General features: G+C 46.1%; 20 protein-coding genes. 16 read left to right on the top strand and 4 right to left on the bottom strand.

All coding sequences use genetic code 11. The features are described from left to right. Nucleotides 1-62: 62 nt before the first annotated feature. Nucleotides 63-581, top strand: a complete 519-nt coding sequence (locus ADJ77_RS10815; protein WP_234398144.1) for a hypothetical protein — start codon at nucleotides 63-65, stop codon at nucleotides 579-581. A 410-nt stretch (nucleotides 582-991) separates the two neighbouring features. Here the strand turns inward: ADJ77_RS10815 and ADJ77_RS10810 are convergent, their stop codons facing one another. From ADJ77_RS10810 to ADJ77_RS10800, 3 genes are read right to left on the bottom strand one after another with little or no spacing between them, the layout of a single operon-like run. Then, nucleotides 992-1,444 (bottom strand): DUF4293 domain-containing protein, encoded by a 453-nt coding sequence (locus tag ADJ77_RS10810; RefSeq protein WP_025078734.1) that lies wholly within the window; start codon nucleotides 1,442-1,444, stop codon nucleotides 992-994. A gap of 3 nt (nucleotides 1,445-1,447) precedes the next feature. Next, nucleotides 1,448-1,789 carry a DNA-directed RNA polymerase subunit omega gene (locus tag ADJ77_RS10805; RefSeq protein ID WP_025078735.1) on the bottom strand — a complete coding sequence of 114 codons (342 nt, stop codon included), beginning with the start codon at nucleotides 1,787-1,789 and terminating at the stop codon, nucleotides 1,448-1,450. Nucleotides 1,790-1,823: 34 nt separating this feature from the next. Next, on the bottom strand, nucleotides 1,824-2,648 hold the full coding sequence (locus ADJ77_RS10800) for an outer membrane protein assembly factor BamD (RefSeq protein WP_025078736.1): 825 nt from the start codon (nucleotides 2,646-2,648) through the stop codon (nucleotides 1,824-1,826). Between the two features lie 149 nt (nucleotides 2,649-2,797). On the opposite strand from ADJ77_RS10800, the gene uvrB reads away from it, so the two are divergent. The 8 genes from uvrB to ADJ77_RS10760 all read left to right on the top strand — a co-directional run bounded on the left by uvrB (nucleotide 2,798) and on the right by ADJ77_RS10760 (nucleotide 12,033). Further along, nucleotides 2,798-4,843, top strand: a complete 2,046-nt coding sequence (uvrB, locus tag ADJ77_RS10795) for an excinuclease ABC subunit UvrB (protein WP_025078737.1) — start codon at nucleotides 2,798-2,800, stop codon at nucleotides 4,841-4,843. A gap of 638 nt (nucleotides 4,844-5,481) precedes the next feature. Next, nucleotides 5,482-6,405, top strand: coding sequence for a DUF4468 domain-containing protein (locus ADJ77_RS10790; RefSeq protein ID WP_025078738.1), 924 nt, complete (start codon nucleotides 5,482-5,484; stop codon nucleotides 6,403-6,405). Between the two features lie 144 nt (nucleotides 6,406-6,549). Continuing rightward, nucleotides 6,550-6,780 carry a hypothetical protein gene (locus ADJ77_RS10785; protein WP_025078739.1) on the top strand — a complete coding sequence of 77 codons (231 nt, stop codon included), beginning with the start codon at nucleotides 6,550-6,552 and terminating at the stop codon, nucleotides 6,778-6,780. Then, complete coding sequence (locus ADJ77_RS10780) at nucleotides 6,781-9,177, top strand: putative porin (RefSeq protein ID WP_025078740.1); 2,397 nt, start codon at nucleotides 6,781-6,783, stop codon at nucleotides 9,175-9,177. A gap of 24 nt (nucleotides 9,178-9,201) precedes the next feature. Continuing rightward, nucleotides 9,202-10,143 (top strand): 1,4-dihydroxy-2-naphthoate octaprenyltransferase, encoded by a 942-nt coding sequence (gene menA / locus ADJ77_RS10775; protein ID WP_025078741.1) that lies wholly within the window; start codon nucleotides 9,202-9,204, stop codon nucleotides 10,141-10,143. 227 nt (nucleotides 10,144-10,370) lie between these two features. Beyond that, nucleotides 10,371-11,000: an HD domain-containing protein gene (locus ADJ77_RS10770; protein ID WP_025078742.1), complete on the top strand. Its 630-nt coding sequence runs from the start codon at nucleotides 10,371-10,373 to the stop codon at nucleotides 10,998-11,000. 31 nt (nucleotides 11,001-11,031) lie between these two features. After that, on the top strand, nucleotides 11,032-11,499 hold the full coding sequence (locus ADJ77_RS10765) for a nucleoside deaminase (protein ID WP_025078743.1): 468 nt from the start codon (nucleotides 11,032-11,034) through the stop codon (nucleotides 11,497-11,499). 75 nt (nucleotides 11,500-11,574) lie between these two features. Beyond that, a complete protein-coding gene (locus ADJ77_RS10760) occupies nucleotides 11,575-12,033 on the top strand; it encodes a hypothetical protein (RefSeq protein ID WP_050696399.1) in 459 nt (152 codons plus the stop codon). A gap of 204 nt (nucleotides 12,034-12,237) precedes the next feature. Here ADJ77_RS10760 and ADJ77_RS10755 read toward each other — a convergent pair whose 3' ends face one another. Continuing rightward, the gene (locus tag ADJ77_RS10755; protein ID WP_025078744.1) at nucleotides 12,238-12,738 is read right to left on the bottom strand and encodes a very short patch repair endonuclease; all 501 of its coding nucleotides are present in this window, start codon (nucleotides 12,736-12,738) and stop codon (nucleotides 12,238-12,240) included. Between the two features lie 1,540 nt (nucleotides 12,739-14,278). On the opposite strand from ADJ77_RS10755, the gene tssD reads away from it, so the two are divergent. The 7 genes from tssD (at nucleotide 14,279) to ADJ77_RS10720 (ending at nucleotide 23,371) form a co-directional block, all read left to right on the top strand. Continuing rightward, the gene (tssD, locus tag ADJ77_RS10750) at nucleotides 14,279-14,677 is read left to right on the top strand and encodes a type VI secretion system tube protein TssD (RefSeq protein WP_025079278.1); all 399 of its coding nucleotides are present in this window, start codon (nucleotides 14,279-14,281) and stop codon (nucleotides 14,675-14,677) included. A 130-nt stretch (nucleotides 14,678-14,807) separates the two neighbouring features. Then, a complete protein-coding gene (locus tag ADJ77_RS10745) occupies nucleotides 14,808-16,622 on the top strand; it encodes a type VI secretion system Vgr family protein (protein WP_082224174.1) in 1,815 nt (604 codons plus the stop codon). An 8-nt stretch (nucleotides 16,623-16,630) separates the two neighbouring features. Next, complete coding sequence (locus tag ADJ77_RS10740; RefSeq protein WP_025079242.1) at nucleotides 16,631-17,977, top strand: hypothetical protein; 1,347 nt, start codon at nucleotides 16,631-16,633, stop codon at nucleotides 17,975-17,977. Beyond that, a complete protein-coding gene (locus tag ADJ77_RS10735) occupies nucleotides 17,964-22,151 on the top strand; it encodes a glycohydrolase toxin TNT-related protein (RefSeq protein ID WP_082224173.1) in 4,188 nt (1,395 codons plus the stop codon). The genes ADJ77_RS10740 and ADJ77_RS10735 overlap by 14 nt, the downstream gene beginning before the upstream one ends. A 7-nt stretch (nucleotides 22,152-22,158) precedes the next feature. Further along, entirely contained in the window at nucleotides 22,159-22,380 is a 222-nt protein-coding gene (locus ADJ77_RS10730) for a hypothetical protein (protein WP_025079259.1), read from the top strand. A gap of 107 nt (nucleotides 22,381-22,487) precedes the next feature. After that, a complete protein-coding gene (locus tag ADJ77_RS10725) occupies nucleotides 22,488-22,937 on the top strand; it encodes an RHS repeat domain-containing protein (RefSeq protein WP_234398199.1) in 450 nt (149 codons plus the stop codon). A gap of 23 nt (nucleotides 22,938-22,960) precedes the next feature. After that, entirely contained in the window at nucleotides 22,961-23,371 is a 411-nt protein-coding gene (locus ADJ77_RS10720) for an HNH/ENDO VII family nuclease (RefSeq protein ID WP_050696396.1), read from the top strand. The last annotated feature ends 3 nt before the right edge of the window (nucleotides 23,372-23,374 follow it).

Raw genomic sequence — 23,374 nt, 5'->3', positions numbered from 1 at the left:
TGTTTTATTGTGACTCTTTGAATGAGGTGAGTTCTGTTCGGTACAAAGGAAATACTGACAATATGTTAGAAGAACTCCCTGCTGATGCACAACTGAGCTTTAAGGCATTCAGTAACAAAATACGTAAAGCCTCCCCTAAGGGAGTTGCAAGTAAAAGCCCCTTGGCAAAGAGCAACGAAACGTTGCCATACGATAAGCGTATTGATGTAAAGACTGTAAAGTACAATCAGATAGATAGTAAACTCTTGAAAGGGGCTTCAGATTTTCTTTGTGATGGAGGAGGTAAACTCAGGTATCTACCTTTACCTAATAAAGGCGACATATATTTGATATTGATACCAATGGACTGTGGCGATTTTGACTATCGGTTTTATTTACTAACTGTTAAGAATAATACCATTATGTCAAACCTGTATGTTGAAGGAGTTTGGTTTGAACCTGGCAGTAATGAGTCTGAGGAGATTACATCCTTTAGAATTGATAAAAACTTTTCCATTAAGGTTAAAACTACATCCGTAGGTTCTCCACAAGAAATCCGTAATTATATAATCAGGGATGACGGTAGGATTATTGAGAAATGATAAGCCGCTATACATTGGTCTTTTTCTTGTATGGGTAAGCAGTTCATAATCAATAAACGATTACTTCAAAACTGAGTTTCCTGTCACTACTGTCATCCATCGTGAATATTTAACTGATTGGTTAGCAAAGAGTTCGTGTGAAATGTTAAAATGACAGCAAGATGAAATTAAAAATAATCTTGTGATAAGTTCAGTAGTTTTCTTCTTGTTTTTATAGGCTTTATCACTCCAAATTTAGAAAGAATCAAATATAACGCCATCGTTCTGGCTAAGGATTAGAATAAGCTAAGGATCAGTCTGGACCGGCTGAAAGAGTATCAAAAAAAGAGACAGCACCAATTAACAAACTTTTGGTACTGTCTCCTTATGATATATGGGGTTCTTTATCTATGATGTAGAGGTTCTTTATCTTATCGTATTCTGTCGGCAGCTCTTACCATAGCCTCATCAGCAAGGATGGAGTGGCGTGCAAGCCACAGGAGGATAAAAGCAACGGCTGGAAGGCAGGCTGCAAACTCTATGTGGAAAGTGAAGCCGGTCATAAGAACCTGACTGAACACGCCATAGACAACATACCAACCGATAATCATCAGCATGGAGAAAGCACAGAAGCGTGCCTGCCGCTTGCGGTTGTGGTAATCGAAGATGGCGAAGAGGTTGATAGGGCAGGTAACCAGAAGAATGGCAAACAATGCCCATACATTGAAGTTCCTACCGCCATTTGCATCGCTTATCCAGAGATTCATCAGCTGGTTTTCTGCACCCATTCCCTTCGGCTCAAAGCTGCCTACGGGCAGACAGAGGCAGGCAATGGTGACAAGCAGTGCAATAAACAGAAATACTGTTTGTTTACGCTGTATCATAGTTTAATCTTCTTCCTCGTTCAGAGTGTCCTTAGAAGGGTCGCGCCAATAAACGTCGCCATCCAAGAACTCCTGGGTAGCCAGCAAAGTTGGCTTTGGCAGTTTCTCGTAATAACGGCTGATTTCAATCTGCTCACGGTTCTCGAAAACCTCGTCAAGAGAATCGTTATAAGAAGCAAATTCAGCAAGTTTCTTACTCAAGTCCTGCTTTATTTCAACCGAGATCTGGTTTGCGCGCTTTGCTATGATAGCAACGCTTTCATAGATGTTACCAGTATCTTTCCAAAGTTCCTGAACATCCCGGGTTACCGTGTTTGACGGTGCTTTTGACTTCTTGTAATCCATTCTAATTGTCTATATTTTATAAGTCTGTTATTCTTTAATCTTTTGTTATTTCCTTACATTTCTTTATGTATTCCTCGGCTGTCTTGCGTTCTTTAGACTCAGGGTACTCGTTGATAAATCCGTAGCACTCATCTTCTGCATCCTGAAAGCGTTGCAGTTTCTTGGCATCAACGCTCATCTGTGCCAGCTCAAACTTGCTTTTCATAACAAGGATGGCAAAATCCTCACGTAAGTTGCTGTAAGGATAGTCGTTCAGAGCATTCTGTGCCGTGATGATGCACGCCTCGTAGTTGTTGCCGCCACTGGTGCAGTTGCCGAAGTAAGAACCGAGGTTGTAATACAGTCTTGCGTTGATATACTCCTTGCGGATCAGTTTGTCCTGCAAGTCGAAGAGCCTTTGCTGGGCAGTCCCTTTCATCTTGCCGTTCGGAAAGATGTCCAGATAGTCCTGGAAAGCAGCAATGGCAGCGATGGTAGGTGTCTGGTCAAGACGCGGTTCCGGCGTACCTTCAAAGAGGCTCTGTCCGATATAGAACGATGCCATCTCCGCATACTGTCCACGTGGATAGGTCTGGTAATACTTCTTGAATGTTTCTGAAGCAGCTTGATAGTCTTTCAGACCGTACTCAGCCATTGCCAGCATATAGAGGCATTCCTGTGCGTTGTCAGTACCTTTTTCAACCGTTACAAGGCTTTGCAGCAATGGTACGGCGAAGCTATACTTGCCCTTTGCAAAACATTCTTTTGCAAATTCGTATTTATAATCATTATTAGTTGTCTTGTAAACCTGATTATATTCATGGGCGCAGCTTGTCAGGAGCAAAGCAGCGCAAATGCCAATGAGAATTCTTTTCTTCATAATTTGACTTTGAACTGCAAAGTTACATATTATTCTATAAATACGCAAAGGAGGTTTGCAATTTTAGCAAAAAATCACTATTAATTATATACTGTCAGCGGTTTTTTGTATCTTTGCAATCAAAGATTGATTCACTTGACGTGTAGAAAATGGACTTCAATTTAACATCGAAATATAAGCCGACAGGCGACCAGCCGGAAGCAATCAAGGAACTGACTGACGGACTTGAGCGTGGCGACAGGAGCCAGGTGCTGTTGGGTGTGACTGGTTCGGGTAAGACCTTCACTGTTGCAAACGTGATCGCAAATGTCAATAAGCCCACACTGATCTTGTCGCACAACAAGACTCTGGCAGCACAGCTTTATGAGGAGATGAAAGCCTTTTTCCCTGATAATGCCGTAGAGTATTATGTTTCATATTATGACTACTACCAGCCGGAGGCGTATATGCCTGTGACTGATACCTACATAGAGAAAGACCTTGCCATCAATGACGAGATTGACAAGCTGCGTCTGTCAGCTGTATCCTCCTTGCTGTCAGGTCGCAAGGATGTGATAGTCGTCTCTTCCGTTTCGTGTATCTACGGTATGGGTGCACCTGTGGCAATGAAGGAAAATGTTGTTTCCATCAAGAAAGGGCAGGTGATTGACCGCAATGATTTTTTAAGGCGTCTGGTGGATGCGCTTTATATGCGCAATGACATCGAACTGCAGCGTGGAAACTTCCGTGTGAAGGGCGATACGGTGGATATTGCGATGGCTTATAACGACAATGTGCTGCGTATTACGTGGTGGGACGATGAGATTGATTCAATAGAGGAGGTGGATGCTGTGGACTTCCATCGCCTTGCTACTTTTGATGCTTACGAGATTTATCCAGCCAACCTCTTTGTTACGTCTAAGGAACAGACCGAAGGGGCTATACGTCAGATACAGGACGACTTGGTGAAACAGGTTGATTTCTTCACCGAGATAGGGGATAATATCAAGGCGCAACGTATCAAGGAGCGTGTGGAGTATGACATTGAGATGATCAAGGAACTCGGTCATTGTTCCGGTATTGAGAACTATTCCCGTTACTTCGATGGCAGAGAGGCGGGGATGCGTCCTTACTGTCTGCTGGACTTCTTTCCCGATGATTACTTGATGGTGATTGATGAGAGTCACGTGAGTGTGCCGCAGATTTCGGCGATGTATGGCGGTGACCGTGCCCGTAAGACCAATCTTGTGGAATATGGTTTCCGGCTTCCTGCCGCCTTTGATAACCGTCCGCTGCGTTTTGAGGAGTTTCACAGTCTTATCCATCAGATTATATACGTGTCGGCTACCCCGGCTGATTTCGAGCTGGCAGAAGCGGAAGGTGTTGTGGTTGAACAGCTTATTCGTCCGACAGGACTGCTTGACCCGGAGATTGACGTTCGCCCCTCGGAGAATCAGATTGATGATTTGATGAACGAAATAGTTGTCCGTGCTGAGAAAGAAGAGCGTGTGCTGGTGACGACACTGACCAAGCGAATGGCAGAGGAACTGACAGAGTACCTGCTGAACCATGACATCCGCACGGCTTACATCCACAGTGATGTAGCCAGTCTTGACCGCATCAAGATTATCAACGACCTCCGTGCCGGCATCTACGATGTCCTTGTGGGTGTCAACTTGTTGCGTGAAGGACTTGACTTGCCGGAGGTTTCGCTGGTAGCTATCCTTGATGCCGACAAAGAAGGCTTCCTCCGTAGCCATAGAAGTTTGACACAGACGGCAGGACGTGCAGCGCGTAACGTGAATGGAAAGGTGATTATGTATGCCGATAACATCACGGAGAGTATGCAGAAGACCATTGACGAGACGATGCGAAGGCGTACGAAACAGCTGAAGTACAACGAAAAGAACCATATTACACCGAAACAGATTGTCAAGGCTATCAAGGGGACGCTGCCAACGGGTGGCGAGGCGAATCTCACAGCACAGACTGCTTCTGTTAGCAGGAACGTCGGACAGGCTTACGTTGAACCGAATAATGGTGTCCTCTTTGCTGCTGATCCGATTATTACGAAGATGAGCAAGGCGCAGTTGGAGAAGAGTATTGCAAATACAACAGCCCTTATGAAGCAGGCTGCAAAAGACCTTGATTTCCTTCAGGCAGCGCAGTATCGTGATGAAATTATCCGTCTGCAAAAGGAGTTGGAGGCGAAGTAGCCTCACCCCCAGCCCCTCTCCGAGTGGAGAGGGGAGTAAAATGCGAGATACCCAGATTTTAAATGTAAAAAGAGGGGTCAGAGGAGGGTGAAAAAATGTTTGTTTAGTTCGTTTGGGTCATGGTGAAAAAGTTGCTGCGAGGGCTTGAAAAAAATATTACAATATCTTAGCTGAGTGTTCTGTAATATAGGCGAATAATATGAATAAAAAGTAGGTTTGCAATCGTCAGTAAATCAGTAGGTTATGAAACTGCTTTCTAAAAGGTGCTTAATTGGACTTCAAAAGGGCGTTAGTTAGACTTCAAAAGGGCATCTTTTGCAAGCCAATTAGGCGTCTTTTAGAAGCCAAAAGAGCATGTATTGAAAAGCAGGGTGCGAAAATATATGACAAAGTGGTTCCTCCGTAAACTTTCGTTCTTCGTTTACTTTGTCTTTGCATTACCCTATTTTTGTTCTTCTGTTACTTTGTCTTTATGTTATTCTGTCTTATATTATCCAATCTTCTTTTCTTCTGTTACGTTGTCTTTCCCTTATCCTGTCTCAATAAAAAAAGATAAAAAATTTTGCGAAAGGCTTGAAAAGTAAAGGAAATTTTGTATCTTTGCTTATTAAATCGTCGTTTGATAAAAGTTTGAGATTATGAAGAAAACTTTGATATTCTTGTTCATGTGTCTTCCAATGATGGCTATGGCACAGACTACGCTTACACCGGAACAGAAGTTGGAACAGGCACAGCGTCAGTTGGAAGAAGCTAAGGCTGCCTTGGAGCAGGCTAAGGCTGCAAAGGCTAAAGCCGAGGCGGAAGCAAAAGCCAGGAAAGAAGCTGAGGCAAAGAATATAGAAAAGAAGATTGCCGAGACAAAGGCAGAGGCAGAACGGCTGGCTCGTGAGGCTGCAGCTATCAGTGAAGCTGCCAGTAAGTCGCAGGCTTCACCTTCACCAAAGGCTGGTGACAGTGCCGTTGAGGGGAGCACTTCGGATGCTTGGGTTGTTCCGACAACGCCTGCCACAGCTGCTGCACGTGCCAATAAGTCGGTACGCACGGAGAATAAAGATAATAAAGACTTCTATCTTCAGAAAGGTATTATCCCGGAAGTGGGCGGACAGGTCGTATGGATGGAAACAGTTGATGCTCCCGGGGCAACGGCAGACCAGCTTTATGACAAGGCTTTTGCTTATCTAACTGAACTGACACAAGGCAGCAACCAGTTGGATGGGAGTAAGGTCGCCTTGGTAAACAAGAGTGAGCACAGTATCGTGGCAACGGTGCATGAAAAACTCGTCTTCTCGTCTTCATTCCTTTCCCTTGACTTTACCCAGTTCAATTATGTCCTTCAGGCAACCTGTCGTGACGGGCAGGCTACGTTGACAATGAACCGGTTGACTTATAATTACGACGTTCAGGGTAATGTGTCAAACCTTACGGCTGAGCAGTGGATTACTGACAAATATGCTGTGAACAAGAAGCAGACCCGTCTTTTGCCGGTATCTGGAAAGTTCCGTCGTGCTACCGTTGACCGTAAGAATAGTATCTTTGAGGGCTTCGTGCAGGCTTTGAAGTAAGAAACGAACAGATAGACCTGAGGGTGTAACAATGGCTTTCTGTAAGGAAAGCATGGTTTGTGTGTCCATGGATAATGCCTATTGGCATAGGCAGGACGGGCTTGTACATTCTCCCTTTGGGTTGAATATAATAAAGAATAAAAAATGGAAATACAGAATAGTACGGTGCGTCGTCCCGACCACCGTCGTCGCAGACGTGAAGAGAAAGACAGGTTCCTGCCAGTCCGTCAGTGGCTTAACGGCATCTTTATGTTGGGTGCAGTCATAGGTGTGGCAGTTTATCTCCTTGCCGATACAACTACGGTTGGTATAATTATTATTCTTGCTGCGATGGTCTTTAAGATTATCGAGTGTGTACTCCGTTTTATACGTTAGATGAAGAGATTTGCCTTCTTGTTTGCCCTGCTTGTGTTAGTGGGCAATGCTGCTATGGCGCAGAGCGATGACCCCTCTACGGTTGATGATGGTACATTCTCTGCTGAAGATTATAGGAACAATCGCCATTCTGGACGTTCGGATTCTATACAAAGTCAGCACAAGGAGATACCACGTGGACTGAAAGTGTGGACGGTTGATGAGCGTTTCGGTGACCGCAAGCCTGCTGTTCCCGATACGTTGTCGTATATGTATATGAACTCGGGGCTTAACACGGGATTGAGAGGAGAGTATAATACGCTGGGAAACCTTGGCGCACCACGTCAAAACCGAATCTTCATAGACCGTCGTCAGGCATCGGAGTTCTTCTTCCTTGATCCGTATGATATGTTTATCGTACAGCCGGGCGACTTCCAGTTTACTTCAACACTTTCTCCAATTACCATTCTTTCCTATAATACTGCTGGTAACAGGAACAACGGCGAAGACCGTTTCAAGGCACTCTTTGCAGTGAATGCAGGTAAGAAGTGGGGCTTCGGCTTTAAGTTTGATTATCTGTACGGACGTGGATATTACAGTAACCAGAGTACTTCCCTCTTCAATTATTCTATGTGGGGAAGTTATTTGGGGGAGCGTTACCAGGCACATTTGCTCATTTCTCTGAATCATCAGAAGGTGGCAGAGAATGGAGGTATTGCCAATGATGCCTATATCACGCATCCCGAGTCGTTCCGTGATAATTACAGTGAGGACGAAATTCCGACCATCTTGAAGCAGAACTGGAACAGAAATGACAATCAGCATGTCTTCTTCAATCATCGTTACAGCCTCGGCTTCTTCCGTAAAGTGCCAATGACAGAAGAGGAAATCAAGGCAAAGCAGTTTGCACTTAAATCCCAGAAAGCACAGGAAGCGCAGCAGGCAAAGGAGAAAGCCCGCCGCCGTGCAAAGGCGAATGGTGAGCAGTTTGACGAAGAAGCATACGATAAAGAAAAGCGTTCGGCTGGTCGTCCTGATGATGCTGCCATTGCTGGTGATGTGTCTCAGGTCAAGGCTGTTGCGGACAGTGTCAAGGCAAGTGACCGTATGACTGTTAATCTTGAGGATTCTGTACAGATGGCTAATCTCAAGAAGCAGGACGCACTGGCAAAGGATTCTACACAGAAATGGATGAAGGATGAGTATGTTCCAGTAACGAGTTTCATCCATACTGTACGTTTTGACAATTATCGTCGTACTTATCAGGCTTACAATACACCGACGGATTTCTACGCACAGAATTACTTTAATTATGGTACTGCAGCCAACGATTCTATCTTTGACCGAACTAAGCACTGGTCATTGAAGAATACCTTTGCAGTTGCCTTGCTGGAAGGATTTAACAAGTGGGCAAAAGCCGGACTTAAGGCGTTTGTCTCTTATGAACTGCGTCATTATGCACTTCCGTCAATGATAACGCCAGGTGGTTCTACTGTAGCCTTGTATAATGGGGATCAGACGTGGAACCAGCACGATGTCTCTGTGGGTGGACAGCTGTTGAAGACACAAGGAAAGGCGTTCCATTATGACATCAGTGCTGAGGCGTGGTTAGCAGGCAACAGGGCTGGACAGTTCCATCTTGATGGTCATGCTGACCTTGGTTTTCCGCTCTTGGGTGACACGGTTCAGTTAGCAGCTACGGCGTTCCTGCATCGTTCTGCTGTATCGTTCTATATGACCCAGTTCTATGGAAAGCATTACTGGTGGGACAACAACCTTGACCAGCAGATACATTCCCGCATCCTTGGTGAGTTCTCTTTGAAGAAGACTCGCACCCGAATGCGTGTGGGCTATGATGTTATCAAGAACTACACTTACTTCGGAATACAGAACGACCGTGTGAAAAGCGGTGATAACTACCTTGTACAGCATAATGACTTGAATGTCCGTCAGACTGGTAGTCCTGTCAACTTGCTTACATTACAGCTCCAGCAGGACTTCCGTCTGGGTATTCTTAACTGGCAGAATGTGCTGACCTTGCAGAAGTCAAGCAAGGAGGACATACTCCCAGTGCCTACCTTCAATGCCTATAGCAACCTGTTTGTTCGGTTCAAGATAGCACGTGTGCTTGATGTTGACCTTGGTGTTGACGGTCGTTACTTCACGAGTTATTATGCGCCAGAGTATATACCGGGTATCGGTGCTTTTGGTATACAGGAGACTGAAGCAAGCCGTACAAAGATTGGCAACTACCCACTTCTTGATGCTTATGCCAACTTCCGTCTCCAGCACACTCGTTTCTTTATAATGTTCACGCATGTGAACTATGATGACGGAGGCAAGTATTTCTTCACGCCTCACTATCCGTTGAACCAGCGTATATTAAGGTTTGGTATCAGCTGGAACTTCTTTAACTAATCACTTATACATTAAATAATAAAGTTGATTTCTGAGAACGATAACATAAAGACTAACAGTCTTGCCGCATGGATACTTGCTGCGCGTCCGAAGACGCTCACTGGTGCAATGGTACCCGTGATGATAGGTGCTGCGTGGGCTTGGAAGATAAGTGGCGGGGAGAACTTCCGGATTGTCCCTGCCATTCTTTGTTTCCTGTTTGCTTTTCTGATGCAGATTGATTCCAACTTCATCAATGATTACTTCGATTGCGTGAAGGGGAACGATGACCATACCACCCGGTTAGGTCCGAAGCGGGCTTGTTCAGAAGGTTGGATAACACTTCCTGCCATGCGTATTGGACTCGTATTCACCTCGTTGTTGGCTTGTCTTGTTGGTTTGCCACTCATTTTCTTTGGTGGTTGGAAGATGATACTTGTAGGAGTAGTCTGTGTTGTTTTTGCTTTTCTCTACACAACATACTTCTCTTACCTTGGATTGGGCGACCTCCTGGTACTTGTGTTCTTTGGCATTGTACCAGTTGTTTTCACCACATACGTTATTCTTCCCGACCATTCGCAGGCGTTATGTCTGAAGGTTATTATGTCAGGTGTCATCTGTGGCTTGGTGATTGATACACTGCTTGTCGTCAATAACTATCGTGACAGGGACAATGATAAACGTGATGGAAAGATTACGCTCATTGTACGAATAGGCGAGGAAGAAGCTGAAAAACTATATACAGCCTTAGGTCTTATGTCTTATCTTCAGATGGCGTGCATCCTTTTTTTAGGAGAAAAGCAAGATACTCTCTTCGTGATATTCTTGTGTTTCATCTTTGCACCTTATGGAATCCTTCATTACAAGACGGCAATGTTGATGAAGAAGATAAAGAAAGGTAAGGAGCTGAATCTCATCCTGGCACATACAGCCCGCAATATGCTGCTCTATGGCATAGCAACCACGATTGCAATAGTTAGCTCATAAAAGAATATCCTTGCCCCCCCAACCCCTCTCCAAAGAGAGAGGGGAGTGATTACTACTGAGGGCGAGTTCATTTTTATAGTCTATCATCAGTTAGCAATAACATTATAGTTCGTATCAACACCAGTCTATCATCAGTTAGCAACAATATTATAGTTCGTATCAACACCCATTACTTATAACAAATCATCAACACCCACCACCCATCACCCAACACCCATCACCCAACAATGCAACAACCCAACCTTGAAATAATGACCTTTGTGGAGCAACAGATTCTCCCACGCTATAACGCTTTTGGTAAGAGTCACGGACTCGGACATGTCCAGCGTGTCATAAGAAGTTCGCTTGCTTTGGCAGCTGTGACGGGTGCTGATGTGAATATGGTGTATGTCATTGCCGCCTATCACGACCTTGGCATGGCAGGACCACGTGCCATCCATCATATAACCAGCGGAAAGATTCTCATTGCTGATGCACGACTGAGAAAATGGTTCTCTGCCGAACAGATAAAGATAATGAAGGAAGCCGTTGAGGATCATCGAGCCAGCAGTTCACGCACACCACGCAGCATATATGGAAAGATAGTAGCTGAGGCTGACCGTGACCTTGAGCCTGAGGTGGTGTTCTCACGTGCCATTCTCTTTGGTATTGAGAACTATCCCGAGAAGAATGATGAACAGATGTGGGAGCGGTTCCGTGACCATATGAAGGAGAAATATGGACGGGCAGGCTATCTGAAACTCTGGATACCGGGCTCTCCGAATGCCCGAAATCTTGAAGCAATCCGTAAGACGATAGATAATGAGTCGGAATTACGCAAAGCCTTCGACCGCATTTATAAGCAGATACGTGAATAAGTTATAAATAACTAATAAAGTACCATACGAAATGACAAAAGAAGAATTGATGCGGAGAGCAATTGAACTCTCTGCCGAAAGTGTACGCAATGGCGGCGGTCCGTTTGGAGCTGTTATTGCCCGTAACGGCGAAATCATTGCTGAGGGAAGCAATGGAGTGACGATTTACAATGATCCGACAGCTCATGCCGAGGTCTCTACTATCCGTAAGGCATGTCAGAAGCTGAACACCTTTGACCTCACAGGTTGTGAAATCTATACCTCCTGTGAGCCTTGTCCGATGTGTTTCGGTGCAATCTATTGGGCACACCTCGACAAGATTTACTATGCCAACGACCGCAAGGATGCTGCTGAAATTGGGTTCGATGATGATTTCATCTATCAGGAGATTGAGGTAAAACCGCAATATCGCAGAAAACCATCAGAAATCCTTTTGCGTAATGAGGCGATTAAGGTTTTTGAACAATGGACTGCAAAGACTGATAAAACTGAATATTGATATTCCAAACTACAAGTCAATACGAACAGTTCGCTGTTTGCATTGGCTTTTTTGCTTGTAACAGGAACTGTAAAGATGAAGCAGAGAGTATGGAATACAAGGAAGATATTATTGATAGTCATCGTGTTTGTATCAACACTGATGATAGAGTTTATCTTGGTTTTTATGCAGGGCTGTTCGGACGGAGTTGGTCTTGGTTTTGACATGGACAAGCAGACCTTCTTTGTTAGGCAGGGTTGTGTCTGTGGCGGTGATTTGTCATTTTCCAGTGATGATGGTACAGACTGTTTCAGTGTTGGTTATAATAGGAATGTACATGCTTTCTGGTATGATAGCTATAACCCATCCGCACTTGAAATAAACAATCTTCCCTCTTGCTGCAGTGTCGTACAGCATGGTGACACGTTGTCTCTTCGTAGGCTTCCTTTGCGGGCAAATACTGTTTACAGTGTTTATCGTGCGTCTGGCTGCCGTGTATCCCCTGCTGTAATTATCAGAACGGACAGACGGGGTAGGGTGGTTTGTGCTCAGTAGGGAAGGATAGTTTATGCTCAATAAGAAAGGCTAACCAAAGAGTAAAATAATAATCTATTGTTTTGTCTTTCAGTCTGTCACTTGACCTTTCTCCATTATCTTGTTTGCCTGTCAGCTTGTCACCTGTCAACTAACTTTTCTGTCTTCTTGTTACTCTGTCTTTCTCACTTATCTCGTCTACTTGTCAACTCATCTTTTTGTCTGCTAATACTCTCCCTCTGGTTCAGCGGCAATACACATTCCTGTTTCCTCTTCGGGAACTTGATAAAGTATGGAGCGGTCTTTCAGATAGATATGGTTGAGCGTAAAAGCCAGTGATGCCAAGGTCTGTTCACGCCTGTCTTTCTTCAGTTCGCACTCCCATACCGTGATGCAATGCCAGCCCATCCGTGCAAGCTGCTGTTGGGTTTCCTTGTCCCGTTCCTTGTTGCGCATAATCTTCCTCACCCAGAAGTCGGTATTGGTCTTGGGGACAACATAATGTCTGCATCCTTCATGCCCATGCCAGAAGCAACCGTTTACGAAGATACAGGTTCTGTACTTACGTAAGACGATGTCGGGGTGTCCCGGCAGGCGTGGGTTATTCACCCTATACCGAAAACCAGAGTGCCACAAGTATCGTCTGACAATCATTTCGGGCTTGGTATTCTTGCCCTTGATGGATGCCATGTTGTTATGACGTTGTTGTTTTGACAGAGTGTCCATAATGAATCCTGTGTGATAATTGTGGTTCAAAGATAATCATTATTTTATAGAAGGGCAAGATTGTTTTCCTTATTTTACGGCATTGTCTCATGTTACTTTTATGGTTTCAGATCATGCTGTGTATGCTCTTTTATCCTTCTGTTCTGTACTGATAGCATCTTGTTCTTGAATTATCTTCACCATGAACTTAGTGAAAATTCTGCGGAGGGCAAAACTCCGAGGACTCGTTTCCTCAGAGACTTATAAAACGTGTTAATAACAAATTACGTATTTGGTTGCAGAATTGAGGTCTTCTAATTTTTGATTTTTTATTACATAATTCATTGAAATCCTGCTTGAAAACAGCGGGAAAAAAAAGGAAGTTTCTCTTGTTTGCAAGTTCTAATCAGTCAGCGTGTTACATCCTTGTAAAGAAGCAGATGCTTAATTGGACTCCGATCAAACACAATCTGTTTAGGCTCTAATGACCGATATGCGTTAAATGCGTAGATTGGAAACAGAACAAAGGCTTATACACCTGTATGGTATGACTGTCCAAGATCGGACGGTCTCACAAAAAGGGATAGAGCGCAAGATAAAAATGCAGAAAAGGCAAACAGATACCATGTCTTTCCGTCTCCTACAAACAACTTTTTCCCATATCACTCAACGTTTGTAAACTATTTTCATGCTACTCAAAACCAATACATGGTCTCTTGGCTTTGAAAAGACGCCCAATTGGCTTGCAATAGATGCCCTTTTGAGGTCTAACTGACGCCCTTTTGAAGTCCAATTAAGCACCTTTTCTTGCACAGCTTTATAACTAACTGATTTACTGCCGGTTGCAAACTTGCTTTTTACACGTGTTCTTGCCTTTATCTGTAGGTATTTTATCCGAAATTATGTCATGATTTTTCAAGACGTTGTCTGCCTTTTCAAAGTATTGACATGAAAAGGTTTTCTGCATCGGAGGATGATAATAAAGCAGGCAGCCAAGACGGTCTTGGCTGTCTGCTTTGTTTAACGCACAACTTCGCTTCTTCCGTTAAAGCTATACGAAAAGCATCCACGCATTTAACGGATGAACCAGTATTGCTGCCTGCCAGGTGTGGTGTTGTCAGACAGTTGTAGTTGAGAACAAGTGTTTGTCAGATACCTGTCGGCTGTCAGTTCAAGCCCAAACCATTCATGTCCTGATGAACTGGGCTGGACTGAAAGTGATTCCGCTTTGTAGCGTATGCTTGTTTTGGTCTTATCGGGCAGCAACCGTAAAAACCTGACAAGGAATGTTAAAGGTGGATAAAATACGGGCGAGATACTTGCATGTACGGGGGTATCTTTCTATATTTGCAGTATATATTTGCGTATATATTGTAGGAAACAATATTCTATTATACAACAGATTGCAATTCTTCCTCTTCATTCAGAGCAAGACTGTTCACAGCCGCACAGAGGAGACTTCAGGAAGTTGTTTGAGGTTTTCTCTTTTTTGTCCCTTGCAGGATGATGCAGAGTTGCCTCTCTGATCATTATTTATTAACAACTTAAAATTTTTTCAATCATGGGTTCATTCAGAGCAACATTGGAATTGGGTGGCAAGGAGTACGACGTACTCTATTCCAACTACGAGTTCAGCCGCAACACTGACAGCAAGGGCAAGCCTTCATCAAGCATCTCGGGCGGCCGCGTAAGCGTGACGGTAGAGTCAACGGACGACACGACGGCCATCGAGGCCATGCTCAACAGCCAGTTCAAGGCCGTCGAGGGCAAGATCGTCTACAAGAAGACCGAGGAGGACGCGAAGATGAAGGAGATCTGCTTCAAGAATGCGTACATCGTCCACTACAAGGAGACGCTGAACGTTGAGAACGAGACTCCCATGACCATCGCGATGACCTTCTCTGCGGAGACCATCACGGTGGGCAATGCGGAGCTTGACAACCGCTGGCCACGCACATAAGCCTACGGACGGCGGGGAGGGCATGTCAGGGAGCAGGTCTCCCGGCATGCCCTCCTGCCTTATGCCTACATCCCTTTCCTTATGACCATCCCTTTCCCGACAGACATTCCCACAGTAAAAACGATACGACATGGCATTTCCCGACATACGCTTCACCGTGACCATCGGTGACACTGCAATCCCCACCTTCAAGTCCTTCCGCCTGGAACAGCGCATAGGCGACCATCATTACTTCGAGCTGGTCCTCGACCTCGAGACCGGCAGCAGCCGCTTCTCACATGACATGGGCGGCAGCTCCGACTGGCTCGGCGAGCCCCTGACCGTCCGCACCGACGGCAGCACCTCCTTCCTGGGCGTGGTGACGAACGTCCACATGCACCGTGAGGACAGCGAGTTCGGGCATCTCATCGTGTCCGGCTACTCCGCCACCTACCGCCTGGAGACCGCCCCCGGCAACTTCTCATGGACAGGGAAGAAGATCGGAGAAATCGTCAGCCGGCTCTGTGACGATGCGAATGTTGAGTCACGGGTCAATGCAGCCTACGGCGGCACGCCTGACTATCTCTGCCAGTACGGCGAGTCCCAGTTCGGTTTCATCCGCCGCCTTGCCGCACAGTACAAGGAATGGCTCTACTATGACGGCACATCACTCGTCTTCGGGCGCCCCAAGACACTTCCCGACTCGGTCTGCCTTGAGTTCGGCACCACCCTCTCTTCGCTTGACATCGGCATCCAGACGCTTGCCCGTCCCAAGAAGGCCTACAGCTACCACTCCTCATCCGACCAGCAGATGAACGAGGCGAGCCCGTCGGAGACGGCCGGCCAGGACCTCCTTGCCCGCAAGGCGGTGGCAGCCTCGATGAAGCTGTTCAGCGTCCCGGCACGCCAGTATGCCGAGCAGCGTGTCAACTCCGGTCCGGAGCTGGTGGACTACATGCGCCGCAAGCAGTCGGCCGAGACGGCGGAGAGCCACTACGTCACCGCCGAGAGCCGTGTCCCGGGTCTCTGTGTGGGCAGCGTCGTCAAGATAGACAGCTCCTTCTACCAGTCCTTCAGGTCGCTCTCCCGCAAGACGCTGGGCGAGTTCATCATCACCGAGATCGTGCACGAGGTGGGTGAGGACGGCTACTACCGCAACCGTTTCAAGGCACTCCCCTCCGCCCTTGAGGTGATCCCCGTGCCCGACGCACGCATCCCCCATGCCGAGACGCAGATGGCTACGGTGACGAGGAACGACGACCCTAAGGGCAGCGGCCGCATCCAGGTGCGGATGAACTGGCAGGCTGACGACATGAACACGAACTGGATCCGTGTGATGACACCGGATGGTGGTAGCAGTAGTGACGTGAAGAGCAACCGCGGCTTCGTATTCATCCCCGAGGTCGGCGACCATGTCCTCGTCGGCTTCCGCCACGGAGATCCCTCCCGTCCCTATGTCATGGGCAGCCTGTTCAACGGATCGACAGGTGGTGGCGGCGGCAAGGGCAATAACTGCAAGAGCCTCACCACACGCAGTGGCAGTTCACTGAAACTTGATGACTCAAAGGGTAGCGTTACATTAGCTGACCCAGGTAATACGAGTATTTTCATGGATGGTTCTGGAAATGCCACGTTCAAGTCGTCTGAGGAAATACTCATCTCCTGTGGTAGTGCTACCATTGAGTTACACAAAGATGGAACGATAAAGATAAACGGCAAGGATATATCGGTTGATGGTAAGAAAATCACGGTAGATGGAAAGGACTCTATCGAACAGACAACAAAGCAATACACTACAACAGGTACGCAGTCTGTAAAGATCAAGAGCAATGCACTTGTCGAACAGAAAGCAAACAAAGTAAACATCAATGCTGGCAACACTGTAAGTATTAAGGGTAAAGTGGCTGCAGATATCGAATCCATTACGACGACTGTCAAGGGTAGCGGATCCATCAATCTCAATTAGTATTTTATATGGTGTCAAACGAACATAACCCAATAGCAGAACGGATAGGCAGAATACAGGGTATCTGGAAGGAACGAATGGCAGGAAAGTCAGGTTATAAACTTGTCAGGCTTGCAATCAGGGAGGCAGACCTTCCCATTGTCAATGGATTTTTGAAATTAGAGTCATCACCTTACGGTAAGATAGAAGAGACACCAGTAGTGATGCTGACAGATTTTTCTGATCCACATACGTTCGCATGGCAGCTTTGTAATGACTGGCTTCAAGAGTATGCACGTGCACTGGAACAATTCCCGCAACTCCCTTGGAAGGAACACACCCGATATCTTGCCAAGGTGAAAGAGGCTGACCACGTTCATCAGGAGCCGTTATTGCTTTCGGTTTTGGACAGTTTCAGTCAGAGCCTTCCAAATCACGGTCGGAGCATGCTTCTTCTCGGACTTGTTCCCAGACTATTATGTGGTTATGACCAGCTTGAAAAATGGTTAACAGAATTCTGTAAATCACTTCCTTCCCATATTGCACTGCTTGTTATTGATTATACGGATAAAGAAGTTTACAGTTCACTGGCTTCCAGCCTTAAAAAACAATGTGTGACCATAAACTTGAATAACCTTGATATGGAAGGAGCTTATAACGAACTGCTTACACAAGGCAATCCCGAAGATCCAAACGTAAAGATCAGAAAGATTATGGTTGAGATGGGCAAGGCTGCCTCCAGAGACCAAAGGGGTAAGTTGGATAATCTTGGAGAACGTCTGCTGGATATCGGTCGTGCATCCGGCCAGGCATCATTGTGGCTCTACACCTATATCGTCTATGCTGGTTTCCTTTTCCGTTACAAGGATGGACAAGCACTTGCACTGCTGGATAAGGGTATAACCTTGTGTGATTCCCACCAGTCAGACGGTTCAGTAGCAGCTATGACCGTTACTCTTTATACCTATAAGGCTTCATATTTAAACTATATTGGCAAGCACAATGAAGGACTTAACTGGTTCGGGAAGGCGATGGACTATTGTCTTTCTCATAACGATATTATCGGTGCTATGGGAGTTTGCCAGAATATTATAGTTGCCTCCATTCTAAATTCCACAAAAGAGAGTGCTTCCATACTTCTTCGTAGAGTCCTTCCACATCTTTCAATGATGGAAGCAGAAAGCCACAAATATACAGAATCCTTCCTTGTTGCAGCTTTCCTCTTATTCTATGATAAAAAGCTGACAAAGGATGAGCGGCGAGATATTGAAGACAGAATGAACAGAATATATGGTGAAGACTGGGCATCTCGTGCCACCCTACAGTTCCAGCAAATAAAGAACCCTAAACAACCCAGTATAGATGAATTTAGTTGATACACATCTGACCCCGATATTAGGAATTGACATCCATTTTACGACATCATGGAATGCTTTTCATCCGTTTATTGGTTTCGTTATGGATCCGATGGACTATATTCCATATATCGGTGCCACAGTTCATGTAAATGGATTCAAGAGAGGAGTATCTGATACGCAAGGTATTATTATTCCACTTGTTCACATCCCTATAGTAGGTATATTTACAATGGCACCTCTTATCGGTCATGATTCAATGAACTTTTTTGGAGCAGAAAGAGTCTACGCAGAAGGTTCTCGACTGAGTGGAAAAGGATACTTCGTAATGACTTGTAGCGATATAGGAATACCTTTGTCGATACAGCCTGGACATAAGAAATTCTGGGATCTTATTCCAACCAGATATGCTCCATTCTCAGGTTCGCTTCCTATTCCTTACGGAGCACCTGTAAATATTGGTGATCCGCTTGTCCCTGACTGGGCTGGTATGCTGAAAGGGCTTGCCATGAGTTTTGGCTTTGGTGCTATCATGCGATATGCCCGAATAGGTGCAAACAAGCTGATGAAGAAGATAGCAGGAGAAGATAATCGGTTTAGTTCTCTGCTTTGTAAGTTGGGCTTTGAACCGGTGAATCTTGTGAGTGGAGCAGTAGTCTATGAGGGTACTGACTTTGCCTTTCAAGGGATTATGCCACTTGAATGGAAGCGGAAGTGGAGTAGCAGTAATGACTATGTGGGTATCCTCGGTCATGGCTGTCAGAACAACTATGACCTTGATATAATCCTTGACCCTGAGGAGGATGCTATCGGTGTGCGTATCGAGGACGGAAGGGTCTTGGGCTTCCCTATGCTTTCCGAGGGAGAAGAAGCCTATATCCGATCTGAGCATCTGACACTCCGTCGTGGACATGAGTTTTTTGAAACTTATGACCATAAAAGCCGTATTACCAAGACTTATGCAAGGGTCAATGCTGTAGAAGCTGACAGGTGGAGACTAACATCCATCAGGAATGTTTCCGGACAGACAATACAGTTCCAGTATGTAGCAGGAAAACTGAAGGAAATCACTGATGCTTCTGGAAGAAAGCTACGCCTTGAGTATGACCGTTGCCCGGAGGTAAGAAGAGTAGTACTCCTGTCTGCTGACGGACACGAGGACGAGACGCTCGTCGAGTATAGCTATAACGAGGCGGGTGATATGACGGGTGTCACGGATGCCATGGGTAAGACCACTCATATTGAATATGAGAACCATCTTATGACATCGAAGACCGACAGGGACGGCCAGACTTTCTATTGGGAGTATCAGGGAGAAGGAAAGAAGGCCCGCTGCATACATACCTGGGGTGAGGGCGGTTACCAGGAAGGCTGGATGGAATACCACACAGAGGAAGGCTATAACGTAGTTGTCAATGGGGAGAACGAGAGGACTATTTATCGTTACACCCCAGAACAGCTTGTCACTTCCGTGGAAGACGAACTGGGTGTGCGTGAACGCTACGAATATACAGAATATTATGAGGTCTACCGTGAATGGGATGGCGAAGGACGTATGACAGGCTACTGCTATGATGAACGTGGTAATCTTACAAGTGTTGTCCATCCTGACGGAACGGAGGAGACACGTGCCTATGATGAGGAGGACAGGCTGATAACTGAGACTGATGCCTTGGGCAACCGTCGTGTTCTTGTTTATCATGAACCTTCTGAAGACGGCACGCCTGTCAACGGAGAGGGACAGCTCGCTGCCGTCATAGAGGCGGATGACCGGGCTACCTTCTTTGAGTATGACACACGTGGACTGCTGTCTTCGGTGAGCCTTGATGACAGGACGGTACACCTGGAATACAATGAGCAGAACAATCTTGTCTCTGTAAAGAATGAGAAGGGTGTGGGTACACGGTGGGGCTATGACCATAAGGGTAATGTCGTCTCTGTCCTTACCTCTGCCGGTGCACGGCAGACTTTCCGCTACGACCGTCTGAACAGGGTTACTGCCATCACCACTGGGAAGCGTACGACGAAGCTCCGCTACAACTCCTATGAGGATGTGGTCGAGGCAAGCGAGGGCTTCCACCGTGTGAAGTACAAGTATTCGCCGATGGGCGACATCCTCCAGCGTGAGGGCGAGGACGGCAGCGTGCTGCGCTTTGCCTACGACCGCATGGACCGTCTCCGTATGCTTACCAACGAGCATGGGGAGGAATATACCTTTGACCGCAACCTCCGTGGGGAGATTGTCGGTGAGACGGGCTTTGACCGTATGCACCGTTCCTATGTGCGTGACCGCTCCGGACGTGTCATCCGTGAGGAAAGGGCTGGTGGCAGATGGACGGAGTATGAGTATGACCAGCGGGGACGGCTGACACGCAGCAGCTTCAGCGACGGTACGATAGAGGCTTTCAGCTATGATGCACTCGGTAGGCTTACCGAGGCACGCAATGCTACGGGAAGCGTTGCCATGGAGTATGACGAAGGCGGTCGTGTAATCAGGGAGTGTTTCAGTGGTGGTCTGCCTGATGACAGGGGTACGACGGTGGAGAATGTCTATGATGACCTTGGAAACCGTATAGAGACACGTACTTCACTTGGTTCTGTCGTACGGAACGGCTTTGATGAGGACGGACTTCTCAACCGTGTGACGGCAGCCGGTGGTGGCGGTGAGAGCTGGGAGGAGAAGATCGTCCGTGACAGCGAGGGGCTGAAGATAGAGAAGATATTCTCTGGTGGCATCCGTATGACACGTACCTACGATGCCTACGGTAATGTTATCTCGCAGAAGAGTCGCTCACTGCGTCAGGACGGCTACGACCGCCGCTATGCGTGGAATGCGTCGGGACGTCTGCAGAGTGTGATGGACGGAATTACGGGCGGCAAGACAGCCTATACCTATGATGCGGTTGGCAGTCTGATGAGTGCCCGCTATGAGGACGGTACGGACGACTACCGTATGCCCGATGCCGTGGGCAATGTCTTCCGTAGTCGTGACCGCAGAGACAGGGAATACGGCAAGGGCGGCAGGATTCTCCGTGACCGCCATTATGACTATCTCTATGACGTAGAGGGCAACCTCATATTGAAGACCCCACGGCGTGGACTGACACAGCATCCGAACCACGAGGTGTCGGAGGATAGTGGCACGCATATTGCCTGGCAGACAGGTGACTATGCCTATGAATGGTATGGCAACGGTATGCTCAAGGAGGTGCGGCTTCCCTACGGCAAGATCGTCCGCTTCGAGTATGATGCCCTTGGGCGTCGTACAGCAAAGCTCTTCAACGGTCACGTCTTCCGTTATCTCTGGGACGGCAACGTGATGGTGCAGGAGTGGCAGTATGAGGAGAAGGACCGTCCGCAGCATAGCATCGACGAGTTCGGTCGCATCCGAATGTTAGGCGATGAGCCGGTAGAGAACCTTGTCACGTGGGTATATGAGGAAGGTTCGTACGTTCCTGTGGCAAAGCTGCAGAACGGTGAACGCTATACGATTATCAGCGACTATATGGGTCGCCCCGTGGAAGCGTATGACAGCTATGGTACTGTTGTCTGGCAAGCAGACTATGACATCTATGGTGATCTTCGCAACCGCAAAGGCATCCGTGACTTCATCCCCTTCCGCCAGTTGGGACAGTACGAGGATGATGAGACTCGTCTGTATTACAACAGGTTCAGATATTACGACCCGAGGATTGGTAATTATATTAGCCAAGACCCGATTGGATTGATGGGAAATAACCCTACGTTGTATGGGTATGTAAGGGATTGTAATACGCTTATAGACATTTGGGGTCTTTCAGAGTGTAGTAAAAAAACTGGCTATAAATCTATTGTCAGCAATAATGATACTGTTATTCAGAATAAAAAAATAGCAACAGATATTGTACCATATTATCCGCCTAATGACGGTGCGTTAGGTGATATTGAGAGAGTGTTTCTGATGCCTGGTCAAAAAGTGGATAGATTTGGTAGAGATACTGGCAAATATTTAGCACCAGCAGGTACACCTATGCCTATGCGTGCCCTTCCTCCGAACAATACTGGCAAATACCATATATATGAAGTGATAAAACCATTTGAAGTTGAGAGGTCGACTATTGCACCTGCCTTTGGGCAAATAGGTTTAGGAACCCAGTATAAAACACCTGTGCAAATAAAAGTACTCGTTAATCGTGGTATATTAAAAGAAATATAATAATGTAATGAATAAGAAAGAGTTAGCTAAACAGCTACTGTCTATGGGTATTTCGCCCCACGAATATTCTTTAGAAGGCTCTATTGCTACGTGGGATACTATTGTCTTAGTTGAAGACTATAGCATGTGGAAAGTATTATATATTGATGAACATGGTAATCAAAATGAACTTGCGTCCTTTAAAACAGAGGACGATGCGTGCAAGTTTATTTATAATGAATTTAGATAAATAAAGACGTATGACAAGAAGAATACATAGAACATGATGCCCTTGGGCGTTGCACGGCAAAGCTCTTCAATGGTCACGTCTTCCGTTACCTCTGGGACGGCAATGTGATGGTGCAGGAGTGGCAGTATGAGGAGAAGGACCGACCGCAGCATAGCATTGATGAGTTCGGTCGCATCCGTATGCAGGGTGAAGAGCCAGTAGATAACCTTGTCACATGGGTGTATGAGGAAGGCTCGTACGTTCCTGTGGCAAAGATACAAAACGGTGAACGCTACACGATTATCAGCGACTATATGGGGCGCCCTGTGGAAGCATACAACAGTTATGGCAACGTAGTTTGGCAGGCTGACTATGATATCTATGGTGACCTTCGAAACATAAAAGGTATCCGTGACTTCATCCCTTTCCGCCAGTTGGGACAGTATGAGGACGATGAGACGCGCCTCTATTACAACCGCTTCCGTTATTACGCCCCGAGGATTGGTAATTACATCAGCCAAGACCCGATAAGTTTGATGGGAAATAATCCTATGTTGTATGGGTATGTGGGGATTTAAATAATTGGGTTGATCTTTGGGGATTGAGTGGTTTCTTTACAGCAACTATTTTTCATGCGCCATCTGGAAATATACATACTGTTTTTCAGCAGAAGATAGATTGGGATTTACCTTCTAAAGGAAAAGGTGGGATAATAGAAACTAATTTAGATAGAGCTTTAAGAGGAGACGCCCCTTTTGTAGTTAAAGATGGGAAATACCAGCTGATTAATCTGCATCATTCAAAGCAAAATGCAAAAGGTTCATTATTTGAGCTATCTGCATCTACACATCGAAAGTATTATAAAAGTAATGCACTGCATCCTTATTTACCTAATGCTCATCCTGATAATCCTGTAGATAGAGGATTATTTAGAACAGATAGAGAAGCTTATTGGAAACAGAGAGCAGAAGCAGAATTAAATGTAAGAAATAAAATAACAGGTTGTAAATAAAAA

The organism is Prevotella fusca JCM 17724, assembly GCF_001262015.1.
Taxonomy (GTDB): domain Bacteria; phylum Bacteroidota; class Bacteroidia; order Bacteroidales; family Bacteroidaceae; genus Prevotella; species Prevotella fusca.
Note: the sequence above shows the minus strand (reverse complement) of the source record. Positions and strands in the feature narration are given on the sequence as shown.

Coding starts and splice junctions, on each gene's coding strand:
- uvrB (WP_025078737.1), top strand. CDS start 2,798: ATGGACTTCAATTTAACATCGAAATATAAGCCGACAGGCGACCAGCCG.
- ADJ77_RS10810 (WP_025078734.1), bottom strand. CDS start 1,444: ATGATACAGCGTAAACAAACAGTATTTCTGTTTATTGCACTGCTTGTC.
- ADJ77_RS10725 (WP_234398199.1), top strand. CDS start 22,488: ATGGTGCAGGAGTGGCAGTATGAGGAGAAGGACCGACCGCAGCATAGC.
- ADJ77_RS10790 (WP_025078738.1), top strand. CDS start 5,482: ATGAAGAAAACTTTGATATTCTTGTTCATGTGTCTTCCAATGATGGCT.
- ADJ77_RS10805 (WP_025078735.1), bottom strand. CDS start 1,789: ATGGATTACAAGAAGTCAAAAGCACCGTCAAACACGGTAACCCGGGAT.
- ADJ77_RS10740 (WP_025079242.1), top strand. CDS start 16,631: ATGGTGTCAAACGAACATAACCCAATAGCAGAACGGATAGGCAGAATA.
- ADJ77_RS10745 (WP_082224174.1), top strand. CDS start 14,808: ATGGCATTTCCCGACATACGCTTCACCGTGACCATCGGTGACACTGCA.
- ADJ77_RS10785 (WP_025078739.1), top strand. CDS start 6,550: ATGGAAATACAGAATAGTACGGTGCGTCGTCCCGACCACCGTCGTCGC.
- ADJ77_RS10780 (WP_025078740.1), top strand. CDS start 6,781: ATGAAGAGATTTGCCTTCTTGTTTGCCCTGCTTGTGTTAGTGGGCAAT.
- ADJ77_RS10730 (WP_025079259.1), top strand. CDS start 22,159: ATGAATAAGAAAGAGTTAGCTAAACAGCTACTGTCTATGGGTATTTCG.
- ADJ77_RS10760 (WP_050696399.1), top strand. CDS start 11,575: ATGAAGCAGAGAGTATGGAATACAAGGAAGATATTATTGATAGTCATC.
- ADJ77_RS10770 (WP_025078742.1), top strand. CDS start 10,371: ATGCAACAACCCAACCTTGAAATAATGACCTTTGTGGAGCAACAGATT.
- ADJ77_RS10815 (WP_234398144.1), top strand. CDS start 63: ATGTTAGAAGAACTCCCTGCTGATGCACAACTGAGCTTTAAGGCATTC.
- ADJ77_RS10765 (WP_025078743.1), top strand. CDS start 11,032: ATGACAAAAGAAGAATTGATGCGGAGAGCAATTGAACTCTCTGCCGAA.
- ADJ77_RS10755 (WP_025078744.1), bottom strand. CDS start 12,738: ATGGACACTCTGTCAAAACAACAACGTCATAACAACATGGCATCCATC.
- ADJ77_RS10800 (WP_025078736.1), bottom strand. CDS start 2,648: ATGAAGAAAAGAATTCTCATTGGCATTTGCGCTGCTTTGCTCCTGACA.
- tssD (WP_025079278.1), top strand. CDS start 14,279: ATGGGTTCATTCAGAGCAACATTGGAATTGGGTGGCAAGGAGTACGAC.
- ADJ77_RS10735 (WP_082224173.1), top strand. CDS start 17,964: ATGAATTTAGTTGATACACATCTGACCCCGATATTAGGAATTGACATC.